Annotated in this window: 16 protein-coding genes; 6 read left to right on the top strand and 10 right to left on the bottom strand. The window is 60.9% G+C overall.

From position 1 onward, the window contains the following. Window positions 1-73: 73 nt before the first annotated feature. The 6 genes from hemA to CRO59_RS02560 all read left to right on the top strand — a co-directional run bounded on the left by hemA (window position 74) and on the right by CRO59_RS02560 (window position 5,434). The gene (gene hemA, locus CRO59_RS02585; RefSeq protein WP_097086249.1) at window positions 74-1,360 is read left to right on the top strand and encodes a glutamyl-tRNA reductase; all 1,287 of its coding nucleotides are present in this window, start codon (window positions 74-76) and stop codon (window positions 1,358-1,360) included. Then, a complete protein-coding gene (gene prfA / locus CRO59_RS02580; RefSeq protein ID WP_027612234.1) occupies window positions 1,357-2,439 on the top strand; it encodes a peptide chain release factor 1 in 1,083 nt (360 codons plus the stop codon). The genes hemA and prfA overlap by 4 nt, the downstream gene beginning before the upstream one ends. Beyond that, a complete protein-coding gene (gene prmC, locus CRO59_RS02575; protein WP_097086247.1) occupies window positions 2,440-3,270 on the top strand; it encodes a peptide chain release factor N(5)-glutamine methyltransferase in 831 nt (276 codons plus the stop codon). Continuing rightward, window positions 3,264-4,019 (top strand): molybdopterin-synthase adenylyltransferase MoeB, encoded by a 756-nt coding sequence (locus tag CRO59_RS02570; RefSeq protein ID WP_097086246.1) that lies wholly within the window; start codon window positions 3,264-3,266, stop codon window positions 4,017-4,019. Before prmC ends, CRO59_RS02570 begins: the two co-directional genes overlap by 7 nt. Continuing rightward, the gene (gene murI, locus CRO59_RS02565) at window positions 4,012-4,803 is read left to right on the top strand and encodes a glutamate racemase (RefSeq protein ID WP_097086244.1); all 792 of its coding nucleotides are present in this window, start codon (window positions 4,012-4,014) and stop codon (window positions 4,801-4,803) included. Before CRO59_RS02570 ends, murI begins: the two co-directional genes overlap by 8 nt. Window positions 4,804-4,915: 112 nt before the next feature. Continuing rightward, complete coding sequence (locus CRO59_RS02560) at window positions 4,916-5,434, top strand: acyloxyacyl hydrolase (protein WP_027612230.1); 519 nt, start codon at window positions 4,916-4,918, stop codon at window positions 5,432-5,434. A 131-nt stretch (window positions 5,435-5,565) separates the two neighbouring features. Here the strand turns inward: CRO59_RS02560 and CRO59_RS02555 are convergent, their stop codons facing one another. Genes CRO59_RS02555 through CRO59_RS02510 form a run of 10 tightly spaced genes read right to left on the bottom strand, consistent with a single transcriptional unit; the run spans window position 5,566 to window position 14,271 of the window. Beyond that, entirely contained in the window at window positions 5,566-5,871 is a 306-nt protein-coding gene (locus CRO59_RS02555) for a YkgJ family cysteine cluster protein (RefSeq protein ID WP_007967664.1), read from the bottom strand. Window positions 5,872-5,924: 53 nt separating this feature from the next. Beyond that, a complete protein-coding gene (locus CRO59_RS02550) occupies window positions 5,925-6,416 on the bottom strand; it encodes a DUF2878 domain-containing protein (RefSeq protein WP_097086243.1) in 492 nt (163 codons plus the stop codon). Then, window positions 6,409-7,674, bottom strand: a complete 1,266-nt coding sequence (locus CRO59_RS02545; RefSeq protein ID WP_096797281.1) for a cyclopropane-fatty-acyl-phospholipid synthase family protein — start codon at window positions 7,672-7,674, stop codon at window positions 6,409-6,411. Before CRO59_RS02545 ends, CRO59_RS02550 begins: the two co-directional genes overlap by 8 nt. Then, window positions 7,661-8,476, bottom strand: coding sequence for a DUF1365 domain-containing protein (locus CRO59_RS02540; protein ID WP_097086241.1), 816 nt, complete (start codon window positions 8,474-8,476; stop codon window positions 7,661-7,663). Before CRO59_RS02540 ends, CRO59_RS02545 begins: the two co-directional genes overlap by 14 nt. Beyond that, window positions 8,473-9,720 carry an NAD(P)/FAD-dependent oxidoreductase gene (locus tag CRO59_RS02535; protein ID WP_097086239.1) on the bottom strand — a complete coding sequence of 416 codons (1,248 nt, stop codon included), beginning with the start codon at window positions 9,718-9,720 and terminating at the stop codon, window positions 8,473-8,475. Before CRO59_RS02535 ends, CRO59_RS02540 begins: the two co-directional genes overlap by 4 nt. Continuing rightward, window positions 9,717-10,499: an SDR family oxidoreductase gene (locus CRO59_RS02530; RefSeq protein ID WP_027612225.1), complete on the bottom strand. Its 783-nt coding sequence runs from the start codon at window positions 10,497-10,499 to the stop codon at window positions 9,717-9,719. Before CRO59_RS02530 ends, CRO59_RS02535 begins: the two co-directional genes overlap by 4 nt. Then, window positions 10,496-10,918, bottom strand: a complete 423-nt coding sequence (locus tag CRO59_RS02525; RefSeq protein ID WP_027612224.1) for a nuclear transport factor 2 family protein — start codon at window positions 10,916-10,918, stop codon at window positions 10,496-10,498. Before CRO59_RS02525 ends, CRO59_RS02530 begins: the two co-directional genes overlap by 4 nt. Then, the gene (gene phrB / locus CRO59_RS02520; RefSeq protein WP_097086293.1) at window positions 10,911-12,356 is read right to left on the bottom strand and encodes a deoxyribodipyrimidine photo-lyase; all 1,446 of its coding nucleotides are present in this window, start codon (window positions 12,354-12,356) and stop codon (window positions 10,911-10,913) included. The genes CRO59_RS02525 and phrB overlap by 8 nt, the downstream gene beginning before the upstream one ends. A gap of 11 nt (window positions 12,357-12,367) precedes the next feature. After that, window positions 12,368-13,309: a MerR family transcriptional regulator gene (locus CRO59_RS02515; protein WP_096797277.1), complete on the bottom strand. Its 942-nt coding sequence runs from the start codon at window positions 13,307-13,309 to the stop codon at window positions 12,368-12,370. Further along, the gene (locus tag CRO59_RS02510; RefSeq protein ID WP_027612221.1) at window positions 13,309-14,271 is read right to left on the bottom strand and encodes a DUF523 and DUF1722 domain-containing protein; all 963 of its coding nucleotides are present in this window, start codon (window positions 14,269-14,271) and stop codon (window positions 13,309-13,311) included. Before CRO59_RS02510 ends, CRO59_RS02515 begins: the two co-directional genes overlap by 1 nt. Between the last annotated feature and the right edge of the window lie 184 nt (window positions 14,272-14,455).

Below are 14,455 nucleotides of genomic sequence, written 5' to 3'. Positions count from 1 at the left end.
AGTCAGCGGTAGTTGTTCTGAATCTGACGAAGTAGGACAATTGCCGGCTTCACGTCACCATCAGCGACCTTGAATGGCCTTCCTTGCACTCGGTATTAACCACAAGACTGCTTCAGTAGACGTCCGCGAGCGCGTGGCCTTTACCCCTGAGCAGCTGGTGGAGGCCTTGCAGCAGCTCTGCCGACTCACCGACAGCCGCGAAGCTGCGATCCTCTCCACCTGCAATCGCAGTGAGCTGTATATAGAACAGGATCAGGTTTCGGCTGATCTGGTTCTGCGCTGGCTGGCCGATTATCACCATTTAAGCCTCGATGAGCTGCGCGCGAGTGCTTATGTGCATGAAGATGATGCGGCAGTTCGTCACATGATGCGCGTCGCCTCCGGGCTCGACTCGCTGGTGCTGGGCGAACCGCAGATTCTCGGCCAGATGAAATCGGCCTACGCCGTGGCGCGTGAGGCCGGGACCATCGGCCCGCTGCTGGGGCGGCTATTTCAAGCGACATTCAATGCCGCCAAGCAAGTGCGTACCGACACCGCCATCGGCGAAAACCCGGTGTCCGTGGCGTTTGCCGCGGTCAGCCTGGCCAAGCAGATTTTCAGCGACGTGCAACGCAGCCAGGCCCTGCTGATCGGTGCCGGCGAGACCATCACGCTGGTCGCCCGCCATTTGCATGAGCTGGGGGTCAAGCGCATCGTGGTCGCCAACCGTACGCTGGAGCGCGCCAGCCTTCTGGCCGAGCAGTTCGGCGCGCACGCGGTGCTGCTCTCGGACATTCCGGCGGAGCTGGTGCGTAGCGATATCGTGATCAGTTCGACCGCCAGCCAATTGCCCATCCTCGGCAAGGGCGCGGTGGAAAGCGCGCTGAAGCAGCGCAAGCACAAACCGATCTTCATGGTCGACATCGCCGTACCCCGCGACATCGAGCCGGAAGTCGGCGAACTCGACGACGTTTACCTGTACAGCGTCGATGATCTGCACGAAGTGGTCGCCGAGAACCTCAAAAGTCGTCAGGGTGCAGCCCAGGCGGCGGAAGAGATGGTCTCGGTCGGTGCCGACGATTTCATGGTGCGCCTGCGCGAGCTGGCGGCCGTCGATGTGCTCAAGGCCTATCGGCAACAGAGTGAACGTCTGCGCGACGAGGAGCTGCAAAAAGCCCTGCGCCTGCTGGCCAACGGCGGCAACGCCGAAGATGTGCTCGGGCAACTGGCCCGCGGCCTGACCAATAAACTGTTGCATGCGCCCAGCGTGCAATTGAAAAAGCTTTCTGCCGAAGGCCGCCTCGATGCGCTGGCCATGGCCCAGGAACTCTTTGCCCTCGAGGGCTCACCGGATAGTTTTTCGGATAAAAAACCGCAATGAAAGCGTCACTGCTCAACAAGCTGGACACCCTCCAGGACCGTTTCGAGGAACTGACCGCGCTGCTCGGCGACGGCGAAGTCATTGCCGATCAGGCCAAATTCCGCGCCTATTCCAAGGAATACGCCGAACTCGAGCCGGTGGTACAAGGCTACAAAAAGCTGCTCGGCGTACAAAGTGATCTTGAAGGCGCCCAGGCGCTGCTCAAGGACAGCGACCCGGACATGCGTGAAATGGCCGTGGAAGAAGTCCGCGAAGCCAAGGAATTGCTGATCAGGCTGGAAGATGATCTGCAGCGCATGTTGCTGCCCAAGGATCCCAATGACGGGCGTAACGTCTTTCTCGAAATTCGCGCCGGTACCGGTGGCGACGAGGCGGCGATCTTCTCCGGCGATCTGTTTCGCATGTACTCGCGTTACGCCGAACGACGTGGCTGGCGCGTGGAGATTCTTTCGGAAAACGAAGGCGAGCACGGTGGCTATAAAGAAGTCATCGCTCGCATTGAAGGCGACAACGTTTACGGCAAGCTGAAATTCGAGTCCGGCGCGCACCGCGTACAGCGTGTACCTGCCACCGAATCCCAGGGCCGTATCCACACCTCGGCCTGCACCGTGGCGGTGTTGCCCGAGCCGGACGAACGGGAAGCCATCGAGATCAACCCGGCGGATCTGCGTGTCGACACTTACCGCTCCTCCGGGGCCGGTGGTCAGCACGTCAACACCACCGACTCGGCGATCCGCATCACGCACATACCGACCGGCACCGTCGTCGAGTGTCAGGAAGAACGTTCCCAGCACAAGAACCGTGCCCGGGCGATGGCCTGGCTGTCGGCCAAGCTCAACGATCAGCAAACCGCAGCGGCGGCGAATGCGATTGCCAGCGAGCGTAAGTTGCTGGTGGGTTCCGGTGACCGTTCCGAGCGCATTCGCACGTACAACTTTGCCCAGGGCCGGGTCACTGACCATCGCGTCAACCTGACCCTGTACTCCCTCGATGAAATTCTCGCCGGTGGCGTTGAAGCGGTGATCGAGCCTTTACTGGCCGAATACCAGGCCGACCAACTTGCAGCGATAGGTGAATAAATGACCATCATTGCCAGTCTGTTGCGCGCTGCCGAATTGCCGGACTCGCCCACCGCGCGCCTGGATGCCGAATTGCTCCTAGCAGCGGCACTGGGCAAATCGCGAAGCTTCCTGCACACCTGGCCCGAGCGCATCGTACCCAGCGAAGCGGTGCTGATTTTTACCGAGTACCTGCAACGGCGTCGAAGTGGCGAGCCGGTGGCCTACATCCTTGGTCAGCAGGGGTTCTGGAAGCTCGATCTGGAAGTGGCGCCGCACACTCTGATCCCGCGCCCAGACACCGAGTTGCTGGTCGAGGCCGCACTGGAACTGCTGGCGGCAACGCCGGCGAAAGTCCTCGATCTGGGCACCGGCAGCGGCGCGATTGCCCTGGCCCTGGCCAGCGAACGCCCGGCGTGGAACGTCACGGCGGTGGATCGCGTGCTGGAAGCCGTGGCCCTTGCCGAACGCAACCGTCAGCGCTTGATCCTGAACAACGCCACGGTGCTGAGCAGCCACTGGTTCAGCGCCCTCGAAGGCCAGCGCTTCAATCTGATCATCAGCAACCCGCCGTACATCGCGGCTGCCGACCCGCATCTGGTCGAGGGCGACGTGCGCTTCGAACCGGCCAGCGCGCTGGTGGCCGGTGTCGACGGGCTCGACGATCTGCGCCTGATCGTCGCCCAGGCCCCGGATCATCTGGAAGCCGGCGGCTGGCTGATGCTCGAACACGGCTATGATCAAGCCGAAGCTGTGCGTGATCTGTTGCTCACTCGCGGTTTTGAACAAGTCCACAGCCGCACCGATCTGGGCGGCCATCAACGGATCAGCCTGGGGCGCCTGCCGTGCTGAATGATCAGGAATTGCTGCGCTACAGCCGGCAGATTCTGCTGCAACACATCGATATCGATGGGCAACTGAAGCTGAAAGACAGCCGTGTGCTGATTGTCGGCCTTGGCGGTCTCGGCGCCCCGGTCGCGCTGTATCTGGCGGCGGCAGGTGTCGGTGAGTTGCATCTGGCGGATTTCGACACGGTCGACCTGACCAACCTGCAACGCCAGATCATTCATGACACCGACAGCGTCGGCATGAGCAAGGTCGACTCGGCGCTCAAGCGCCTGAGCGCGATCAATCCCGAGATTAAACAGGTGCCTCATCGTCAGGCGCTGGACGAGGATTCCCTGGCCGCCGCCGTGTCGGCGGTGGATCTGGTGCTCGACTGCTCCGATAACTTCTCCACCCGCGAGGCGGTCAACGCCGCGTGTGTGGCAGCGCGCAAACCGCTGGTCAGCGGCGCGGCGATTCGTCTGGAAGGGCAGTTGTCGGTGTTCGACCCGCGTCGCCCGGAAAGTCCGTGCTACCACTGCCTGTACGGGCATGGCAGCGAAGCCGAATTGACCTGCAGCGAGGCCGGTGTGGTCGGGCCCCTGGTGGGGCTGGTCGGCAGCCTGCAGGCGCTTGAAGCGTTGAAAGTGCTGGTCGGTTTTGGTGAACCGTTGGTGGGGCGTTTGCTGTTGATCGATGCACTGGGTTCGCGCTTTCGTGAACTGCGGGTCAAGCGCGATCCGGGGTGCAGCGTCTGTGGTTCGCAGCATGCGTGAGGCGCCGATCGCGGTGTTCGATTCCGGTGTCGGCGGCTTGTCGGTACTGGCGGAAATCCAGCGTTTGCTGCCCCATGAATCCCTGCTGTATTTCGCCGATTGCGGGCATATTCCCTACGGCGAGAAAACCCCGGAGTTCATCCGCCAGCGCTGCAATGTGATGGCCGGATTTTTCCGTGAGCAGGGCGCCAAGGCCCTGGTGATCGCCTGCAACACGGCGACGGTGGCCGCGGTTGCTGATCTGCGCCGGGATTTCCCCGAATGGCCGATTGTCGGCATGGAGCCAGCGGTCAAACCCGCTGCTGCCGCCACCCGCAGTGGTGTGGTTGGCGTACTCGCCACCACCGGCACGTTGCAGAGTGCCAAGTTCGCCGCGTTGCTCGACCGCTTCGCCGCTGACGTTCGCGTCATCACCCAGCCGTGCCCCGGTCTGGTGGAACTGATTGAAAGCGGTGATCTGCACAGCGCCGAGTTGCGCACGTTGCTGCAGCATTACGTCGATCCGCTGCTGGCCAACGGTTGCGACACGATCATACTCGGTTGCACTCACTATCCGTTTCTCAAGCCGATGCTCAAGACGATGATCTCCGACAGCATCAGCCTGATCGATACCGGCGCGGCGGTAGCGCGGCAACTGCAACGGTTGCTGGCCGAACGTGATCTGCTGGCCGAAGGGCCGAACCGCCCGGTCAGATTCTGGACCAGCGCCGACCCCGAGTTCTTCCGCAAGACCCTGCCCCTGTTGGGTCAGGTTGCCGGCGACGTCGAAAAATTCAGCTTGTAAAAAAAATGTGAAATAACTAAAAAAAGAGCTGAACTTCTAATCAAGCGCTAGCTTCTATAGCGATGAGTTATCTAGAAAACCAAACGATCGTTCCGGAAAAGGAAGTTTCAACGTGAAGCGACTATTCTGCTTGGCCGCGATTGCGGCCGCACTGATGGGGCAAAGTATTACCGCACAAGCCGCAGGCGTTGAGTTTGCAGTGGGTGCGACCAGCGATTCGACCATGACCTATCGCCTGGGCATGAATTTCGATTGGGACAAAAGCTGGCTGCAAAGTGACGTCGGTCGCCTGACCGGTTACTGGAGCGGCGCTTACACTTACTGGGAGGGTGACAAGACTTCCAGCAACAACAGCCTGTCGTTCTCGCCGGTATTCGTTTACGAGTTTGCCGGTCAGTCGGTCAAACCGTATGTTGAGGCGGGCATTGGTGTCGCAGCGTTCTCGAACACCAAGTATGAAAGCAACAACATCGGCGGCTCTTTCCAGTTCGAAGACCGTATCGGTTTTGGCCTGCGCTTCAACGGTGGGCATGAAGTGGGGATTCGTGCGACGCACTACTCCAACGCCGGCCTGGCCAGCAGCAACGACGGTGTAGAAAGCTACGCGCTGCATTACACGATGCCGCTGTAAGCGCTACACATAACCTCTGTAGGAGTGAGCCTGCTCGCGATTGCGGAGTGTCAGCCAACATTTGTTTGACTGGTACTCCGCAATCGCGAGCAGGCTCACTCCTACATTTGTTTCAGTAGTGTTTTTCGGAATCAGCGGTAAGCAGTGGCAATGCCTTTGCGTTCTTCAATGCACTCCGGTGCACCCATCTCGAATTCGCGACAGATCAGCGGACGTTTCTCATAGATCGTGCACATCATGCTGTCGCGATCCAGCGCCGCGCACCAGCCGTCGTCCAGACGCAGCATCACTTCTCCACCCCACTCATCAGTATCGATAAAGCGCTCAGGCACGCCGGTGTCGGTGATCAGCATCACTTCGAGCTGGCAACAGCACGCTGCGCAGGTCGAACAGGTGACCGCTGGCTCGGTGATTTGCTGGTGGGGAATGGTTTTCATGCTGCGCAGTGTAAGGCAGCCACCGGTTGCTGTGTGAAAGGCCTGACAGACGCTCAGTGGGCCAGCCGCCGTGCCATGGCATGCAGCAGCGGAAACAGCAGCGCCCATAGCAGGCCGATGCCGATCAGGGTCGGCACTTCACCGTAAGGAAATTGCACGCCGGCCAAACGTCCACCGCCGTAATAGGACACCGCACCACCCACCGCGCCGAGCACACTGGCCAGCCACCACGGGCGGGCGCTCCATTGCAGGCAGTGCCGCAACGTGGTGGCGAGCAAGGCCCAGAGCAGCATCAGCCACAGCGGAATCAGCGGCGACAGATCCTGGAATTCGAACACCCCGGCAGCGCGCAACAGACTGTCTACGGCTGTACCGACAAGCACCACGCTGAGGATCAAACGGCCTTCCGCCGCCCAACTGCTGATCCAGCCAAAATGGACCACCAACACCGCCAGCGCCAGCAGCAGCCACAGACTGTCGCCGCCGATCACGCAGGCCAGCCAGCCGACCTGGAACAGCACGGCATTGATCAGCCGCTCAAGCATCGAAGCGTCCGAGTAACGGCGCCGGCATCGCGGCCGGTTTGGCCAGCAGCAGTTGCGCGGTGCCGATGGTGCGCTCCAGAAACCCGCCCTCGCAGTAGCACAGGTAAAACTCCCACAGTCGCAGGAAGTAATCGTCGTAACCCAACTCGCTCAAACGGCCATGGGCGCGGCGAAAGTTTTCGTGCCACAGGCGCAGGGTGCGGGCGTAGTGCAGGCCGAAATCTTCCATGTGCAGCAGGTTCATATCGGTCTCGCGGCTGACCACTTCGAGCATCTTCTGCACGCAGGGCAGGGCGCCGCCGGGGAAGATGTAGCGCTGGATGAAGTCGACGCCGCGCTTGGCCTGCTCGTAGCGCTGCTCGCGGATGGTGATCGCCTGCAACAGCATCAGGCCGTTGCTCTTGAGCAGGTGCGCGCATTGCTTGAAATAGGTGGGCAGGAAGCGGTGACCGACCGCTTCGATCATCTCGATCGACACCAGTTTGTCGTATTCGCCGGTGAGGTCGCGGTAGTCGGTGAGCAGCAGCGTCACCCGATCCTGCAACCCCAGTGCTTCAATGCGCCTGGCGGTAAACGCGTACTGCTCTTTCGACAGCGTCGTGGTGGTGACACGGCAGCCGTAGTGCTGCGCGGCGTAGAGCGCCATGCTGCCCCAACCGGTGCCGATCTCCAGCAGATGATCTTCGGGCTTGAGTGCGAGCTTCTGGCAGATCCGTTCCAGCTTGTTCAACTGAGCCTGTTCCAGGCTGTCGTCGGGGCTGAGGAACTGCGCCGCCGAATACATCATGGTCGGGTCGAGAAACTGTTCGAACAGATCGTTGCCGAGGTCATAGTGCGCCGCGATGTTTTTCTGCGAACCCTTGCGCGTGTTGCGGTTGAGCCAGTGCAGGCCTTGCACCAGCGGCCGGCTGAGGCGGGCCAGGCCGCGCTCCATGGCGTCGAGTACGTCGAGGTTGCTGACGAACACTCGCACCACGGCGGTCAGATCCGGCGAACTCCAGTAACCGTGGATAAACGCTTCGCCGGCACCGATCGATCCGTTGCCGGCGACCATGCCCCACACCGCCGCGTCCTGCACATGGATTTCGCCGAGCAGGTGGCTGCCCGGCGTGCCGAACATCAGGCGTTCGCCATCCTCGACCACCAGCAATTGCCCGTGTTTGAGCTGACTGAGTTGCCGCAAAACGCCGCGACGCAGCAGCGAACCGGTCAAACCGTTGGTGCTGAAGCGACTGACCGACAGGCTAGAGGATTTCATGGCGGTGCTCCTTGGGAGGCACAGTGGCGATCTGAAAGCTGCCGTCGGCAGCCTGATGAGCAAAAATCGGGGCACGCTTGAGCAACAGGCGCACGGCTTGCCAATAAATCGCCAGGCAGGTTTTCGCGGTCATCCACGGAAAACGTCGCAAGTAGCGGTGCAGGCTGTGGCGGTCGAGGGGTTCGCGCTGCAGATTGAGCGTGGCGTCGAACAGCTTGTGCTCACCCTGCCAGTCGGCCATGTGCACGCCGAGGTTTTGCGCAGCCGGGCTGAAGCTCATGCGGTACTCGAGATCGCGCGGCAAAAACGGCGAGACATGAAAGGCCTTGGCCACGGCGAAGTGCTGGTGAAAGTCTTGCAGGTCGGTCGGTGTGCGGGCCGGCAGCACGTAGTGATAACGCTCGCGCCACGGCGTGTTGGTGACTTCGCAGAGAATCGCCGCCAGTTGCCCGTCGGCCTCGTGGCAATAAAAGAAACTCACCGGATTGAACGCCAGACCCCAACTGCGCGGTTGGGTCAGCAGGCAGATCGAACCCTGCGGTTGATGGCCGATGGCGACGCCGACTTGCTGGCGCACCGCGTCGATCAGGCGCATGCCGCTGCCGGTGAAGGTTTTCAGGTAGTCGGTTTCGCGAAACGAAAACGGTGCAAAGCGGCTGCGACTGGCAAACGGTGACAGGCCGAACACGGCGTCCTGTTCCGCCAGATCGAGGTACAACAGACCGATCCGGTAACGGAATTCGTGGCGTCTGGGCGAAAAGCGTCGATGGCCGATCCAGCCGCTGTACAGGGCGCTGTTCATAAGCTTTCCCCGAACGCGGCGGCCACGCGCAACGCGCTGATCACGCCGTCCTCATGAAAGCCGTTGGCCCAGTAGGCGCCGCAATAATGGGTGTGCTGCTGACCGTCGATTTCTGCCCAGCGGTTCTGCGCCGCCACGGCCGCGAGGCTGAATTGCGGGTGGGCGTAGATGTATTTGGCGAGCACCTTGAACGGGCTGATCCCGGCGCTCTGATTGAGGCTGACGCAGAACGTGGTGTCACTCTGAATACCCTGCAGGATGTTCATGTCGTAAGTGACGGCCGCGTGGGTATGGCCGGCGCCGCTCAAGCGATAGTTCCAGCTGGCCCACGCCAGTTTGCGGGTCGGCAGCAGACGGGTATCGGTATGCAACACGACTTCGTTATCGGCATAGGGCAGGGCGCCGAGGATCGAGCGTTCCGCCTGGCTTGGCGTGCCAAGCAAGTGCAGGGCCTGGTCGCTGTGGCAGGCAAGCACGACTTTGTCGAAACGCTCGATGCCGGCCGGGCTGTGGATAACCACGCCGTGTTCATCGCGATCGATGCGCGTCACCGGGCAACTGAGGCGGATCTTGTCCTGGAACGCTGCGGTCAGTGGCGCGACATAGGCACTGGAGCCGCCCTCGATCACCTGCCATTGCGGGCGATCACTGACTGACAGCAGGCCATGATTCTTGAAGAAGCGCACAAAGAATTGCAGCGGGAAATTGAGCATCTCGGCCATCGGCATCGACCAGATCGCCGAGCCCATCGGCACGATGTAATGCAGGATGAAACGTTCGCCATAACCGCCAGCCTTGAGGTAATCGTCGAGCGTGGTATCGGCGGCAATGCGTTGTTCGGCGAGGTCGCGCTGGGCTTCTTTATTGAAGCGCAGAATGTCGCGCAACATGCCCCAAAACCCCGGGGACAGCAGGTTGCTGCGCTGGGCGAACAGGCTGTTGAGGTTGTTGCCGTTGTATTCCAGACCGGTGTCCGGGTCGGTGACCGAGAAGCTCATTTCCGTCGGTTTGAACGACACGCCGATCTGGCCGAGCAATCGAATGAAGTTCGGATAGGTCCAGTCGTTGAACACGATGAACCCAGTGTCCACCGCATATTCGCGGCCATCGACGGTCACCTGCACGGTGTGCGTGTGACCGCCGACCCAGTCGCTGGCCTCGAACACCGTGATGTCGTGTCGGCGATTGAGCAGGTGAGCGCAGGTCAGGCCGGCGATTCCGCTGCCGACAATGGCAATCTTCATATCGGGTCTCGCAGCGGTGGGTTGCTGCGCACCATGCGCTTGCCGATCGCCAGTTGCAGGCGCGCGGGCAGCTTCGACAGTGGCCACAGCGCCGCCATGAACAGTGCCGGAAAGGCGATCTCCAGTGGACGATCCTTGAGCTTGGCGAAGATGTGCCGCGCCGCTTTATCCACAGGCCAGCTCAACGGCATCGGGAAGTCGTTCTTGGCGGTCAGCGGGGTTTCGACAAAACCCGGGCTGATGATGGTGACATCGATGCCCTCGACGGCCAGGTCGATCCGCAGCGATTCGAACAGATAGCGCAGCCCGGCTTTCGACGCGCCGTAGGCTTCGGCTCGGGGCAGCGGCAGGTAGGTCACGGAGCTGGCCATGCCGATCAGATGCGGCGCGGTGCCTTTGCGCAGCAACGGCAGGGCCGCTTCGATGCAGTAACTGCTGGCGAGCAGGTTGGTGCGCACCACGTGTTCGATGATCGAGGCATCGAACTGGCGGGCGTCGACGTACTCGCAGGTGCCGGCATTGAGAATTACGCTGTCCAGTGAGCCCCAGGCCTGTTCGATCTGCTGGCCGATTTCGCGCACGGTCTGACTGTTGGTCAGATCGCCGGCCACCACCAGCACTTGCCCCGGATAACGTTGCGACAGCACTTTGAGCGGTGCCACCTGACGCGAGCTCACAGCCAGATGCGCGCCGCTTTTCAGAATCTCTTCAGCCAGTGCTGCGCCGATGCCACTGCTGGCACCGGTCAGCCAATAACGCCGTGGAGGTGTACGACTCATCCCATTCTCCTTTTCAACCAGGCGATCACCCGGCCCAATACGGGTAAATGTTCATACAGCATGGCCCCGGCATCGAAATAATCCCGGTGGCGATAAACCTTGTCCCGCCACAGCAGGTGCGAACACCCGGCGACGCGAATCAATTGACCACCGGCCAGACGCGGGTGGCGGTAACTCATGACCCAGCGCAGGTAACCTTCACCGTCAGCGATCTGGTCGAAGCCGTGGAAATCGAAGCGCAGTTCGCTGACGTTGGCGTACAGCTCGCTGAAGTAATGTCGCAGTTGCACCAGCCCCTGCACTTCATGCAGCGGGTCGGTGAAGTGAATGTCATCGCTGTACAGCTCGCCCAGACGTTGCAAGTTGTCTTTGTTCAACTCGGCGAACTGGCGGGCGAAGCGGCGCAGGAATTCACTCATGAACTTCTTCCATAGACGAGCGCGACGGCAGGTTCTTGAACGCCGCCAGCGCGCGTTCGCGCGAAGCCCCGAGATTGACGATCGGCGCCGGATAATCCGCCACGCCGAACAGTCCGCCGGCGCTGGCCGGGTTGTGTACTTCCTTCTTGTTCAGGCCGGCCAGTTCAGGCAGCCAGCGCTTGATGAACAGGCCTTCGCTGTCGAATTTTTCCGATTGGCTCAGCGGATTGAAGATGCGGAAGTACGGCGCCGAATCGGTGCCGGTCGAAGAACTCCATTGCCAGCCACCGTTGTTCGCCGCCAGATCGCCGTCGATCAGGTGGCGCATGAAAAAGCGCTCGCCTTCACGCCAGTCGATCAGCAGATTCTTGGTCAGGAACATCGCCACAATCATCCGCAGACGGTTGTGCATCCAGCCGGTTTCCAGCAGTTGGCGCATGGCCGCATCGATGATTGGCAAACCGGTGCGCGCCTCTTGCCAGGCCGCCAGATCGTCCGGCGCATCACGCCAGGCCAGGGCTTCGGTTTCCGGGCGAAATGCGCGGTGGCGCGAAACCCGTGGGTAGCCGACCAGAATGTGTTTGTAGAACTCGCGCCACAGCAGCTCGTTGATCCAGGTCACCGCGCCGACCTTGCCGCTGTCGAACTCGCCCTGATTGCTTTGCAGGGCCGCATGCAGGCATTGGCGCGGCGAGATCACCCCGGCGGCGAGGTACGCGGAAAGTTGACTGGTGCCGGGTTTGGCCGGGAAGTCGCGTTCGCTCTGGTAGTAGTCGATCTGCGCGTCGGCGAAGGTGTCGAGACGGCGCCGGGCTTCCTGTTCGCCGGCCGGCCACAGTGTGCGCAAAGACTCGCTCGGCGTTGCAAAACCGGCTACGGATGCCGGCACCGGATCGCTGTCGATGTTCAGCTTTGCCTGTTTGCCGGGCGTCTTGACCAGCGCCGGCATCGAGCGGTGCAGGCGTTCATAGCAGACCTTGCGGAACTGGCTGAACACCTGAAAGTAGGTTTCGGTTTTGGTCAGTACCGTGCCGGGCTTGAACAGCAGTTGGTCAAGGTAGCTGTGGAAAGCGATGCCTTTGGTCTTCAGGGCCACCGCCACCGCGGCGTCGCGCTGGCTTTCGTGGATGCCATATTCTTCGTTGACGTGCACAGCTTGAATATTCAATTGCACACAAAGTTCGAGCAGCACCGCCGGGGCCTGATCCCAATGATTGGCGGTGCGCAGCAGCAACGGGATGTTCAGCTCGCCGAGGCGACTGCTCAGCTCACGCAGGTTGCGCAGCCAGAAGTCGACCTTGCACGCGGCGTCGTCATGTTCCAGCCATTGCTGCGGGCTCAACAGATACACGGCAACCGTCGGGCCGCGCGCTGCGGCGGCCGCGAGGGCGGTGTTGTCATGTAGGCGCAGGTCGCTGCGCAGCCAGATCAATTGCATCGCGGTTTCCATCAAATCAGCCCACGCTGAACCAGTTCCTGATGTGCCGAGAGCGGGTCTTCGGCCAGGATCAGATCAGCGATCTCAGGGGTTCTTACGGACAACTCGGTCTGGTGGATGCATACCGTTGGTCCGACGAGCATTTTTGCAGTGCCGATGCCATTCAGCAGTTTTGGCAGCTGCGCCAGATTCATCGCCTTGCTGGAATACAGCAGCACTCCCCGCGCTTGCAGATGATCGACCGCCAGCGCCAGTTCTCCGGCCGGTAGCGGCCAGTCGAACACTTGCACCGGGCAGTCGGCGCTGCTGATCAGCCACGCGCATAGCCACAGGTGAGGTTCCAGTGCCAGGTCCGAGTGATTGATCAGCAGCAACGGCGCAGCGTGTAATTGCCGATTGTTATGGTAGATGCGCGCGCCGAATTTGCTGCGTAACCAGGAATAAAAGAACACCCGTTCCATCTGTGCGCCGAACTGGCCTTGCCAGCGCTGCTCGAGTTCGGCCAGCAGCGGCAGGAGCAATTGCTCGCACAGGGTGCGTGGCGGGTACAGGGCCATGGCCTGGTTGATGCTGTCGTCGAGGTTGCGCTCATTGAGCTGGATGACGGCGCCGAGCAAGGACTGGCGCTGCCGTTGCCAGTCGTTTTCCACCGTCTCGGTAAAGGCTTGCGGAGCATCAAGCAACGGTTTGACCTGACTGACAGCCACGCCTCGATTAAGCCAGGTCAGGATGGTCAGGATTCGTTGCACATGTTCGCTGGAATACAGGCGATGGCCCTTGGGCGTGCGCTGCGGCACGATCAACCCGTAACGGCGCTCCCAGGCGCGCAGGGTGATGGCGTTGACCCCGGTCTGCCGCGCCACTTCGCGGATCGGCAGCCAGCCCTCGTCGAGGGCTTTCTTGAAGTCGGCGCCGAGGTCTTCCTGGGCGCTGGTGTCGAGTTTGTCGTTCATCAAATGGCGTTTCGCAGGCTGAGGTTTTCCGGATGCGGCTGCAAGTAAACCTGCCGCGCAATGTACGGATCCGGGTGTTGGCGAAAGTGGTGTTTGAGCAGAGTCAATGGCACCACCAGCGGCACGATGCCGTGGCGGTACTGGCCGATGACATGCTGCATTTCCTGTTTGTCTTCCGGGCTGATCGCCTGTTTCAGGTAGCCGCTGATGTGTTGCAGCACGTTGCTGTGGGTGCGGCGGGTAGCGCATTTCTTCAACGCGCTCATCAACTCGCTGAAATAGCGCGGGCCGAGTTCGACCGGATCGGTCTTGGCCATGTTGCCCAGCAGTTTGCCCAAGGCTTTGTATTGCTCAGGGTTGTGTGCCATCAGCAGGTATTTGTAGCGTGAGTGGAATTCGGTCAGTGCGCGGCGGCTCAAGCCTTGTTCGAGCACCTGCTGCCAGGCGCTGTAGGCGAGCACGCGGGTGATGAAGTTTTCCCGCAACACCGGATCGTTCAGACGTCCGGCTTCTTCCACCGGCAGGTCAGGGTGCTGCGCACAGAACGCCTGAGCGTAGATGCCACGGCCACCGCCGTTCACCGGCGCGCCATTGGCGTGATAGACCTTGACCCGCTCCAGACCGCACGAAGGCGACTGCTGCATGAAGATATAGCCGCAGATGTCATTGAGCTCGCCGGCCATTTTCTGCCCGTAGGCTGCCAGTGGTTCGGTGACATTGATTTGCGGATTGACCGTACCGATAGCTTCAGGAGCATCGGGATCGCCAACCAGGCGGATCGGTTCGCGCGGGATGCCCAGGCCAATCGCGACTTCCGGACATACCGGCACGAATTCGAAATACTCGGCAAGGGTGCGGCTGCACAACCGCGATTCCTTGTGCCCGCCGTTGTAGCGCACTTCGGCGCCCATCAGGCAGGCGCTGATGGCGATTTTTGGCCGGGAAGCAGAAAGATCGGACATGCACACCTCGAATCTATTCCTGTACAGATATTTATCTCTGTACAACTTTTCCTCAGCATAGATTCATGCGTGTACAAGTCAACTCATTTGTATAAGTTTTTCCAGGTTTACCACGATCGACTATGGGAGGCAGCATTGATGTTGAATGATGCGACGCCATCGCGAGCAGGCTCACTCCTACAGG

The sequence above is a fragment of the Pseudomonas sp. LAMO17WK12:I5 genome, from assembly GCF_900215165.1.
Classification (GTDB): domain Bacteria; phylum Pseudomonadota; class Gammaproteobacteria; order Pseudomonadales; family Pseudomonadaceae; genus Aquipseudomonas; species Aquipseudomonas putida_A.
This window is presented reverse-complemented; position numbering and strand designations above follow the sequence as displayed.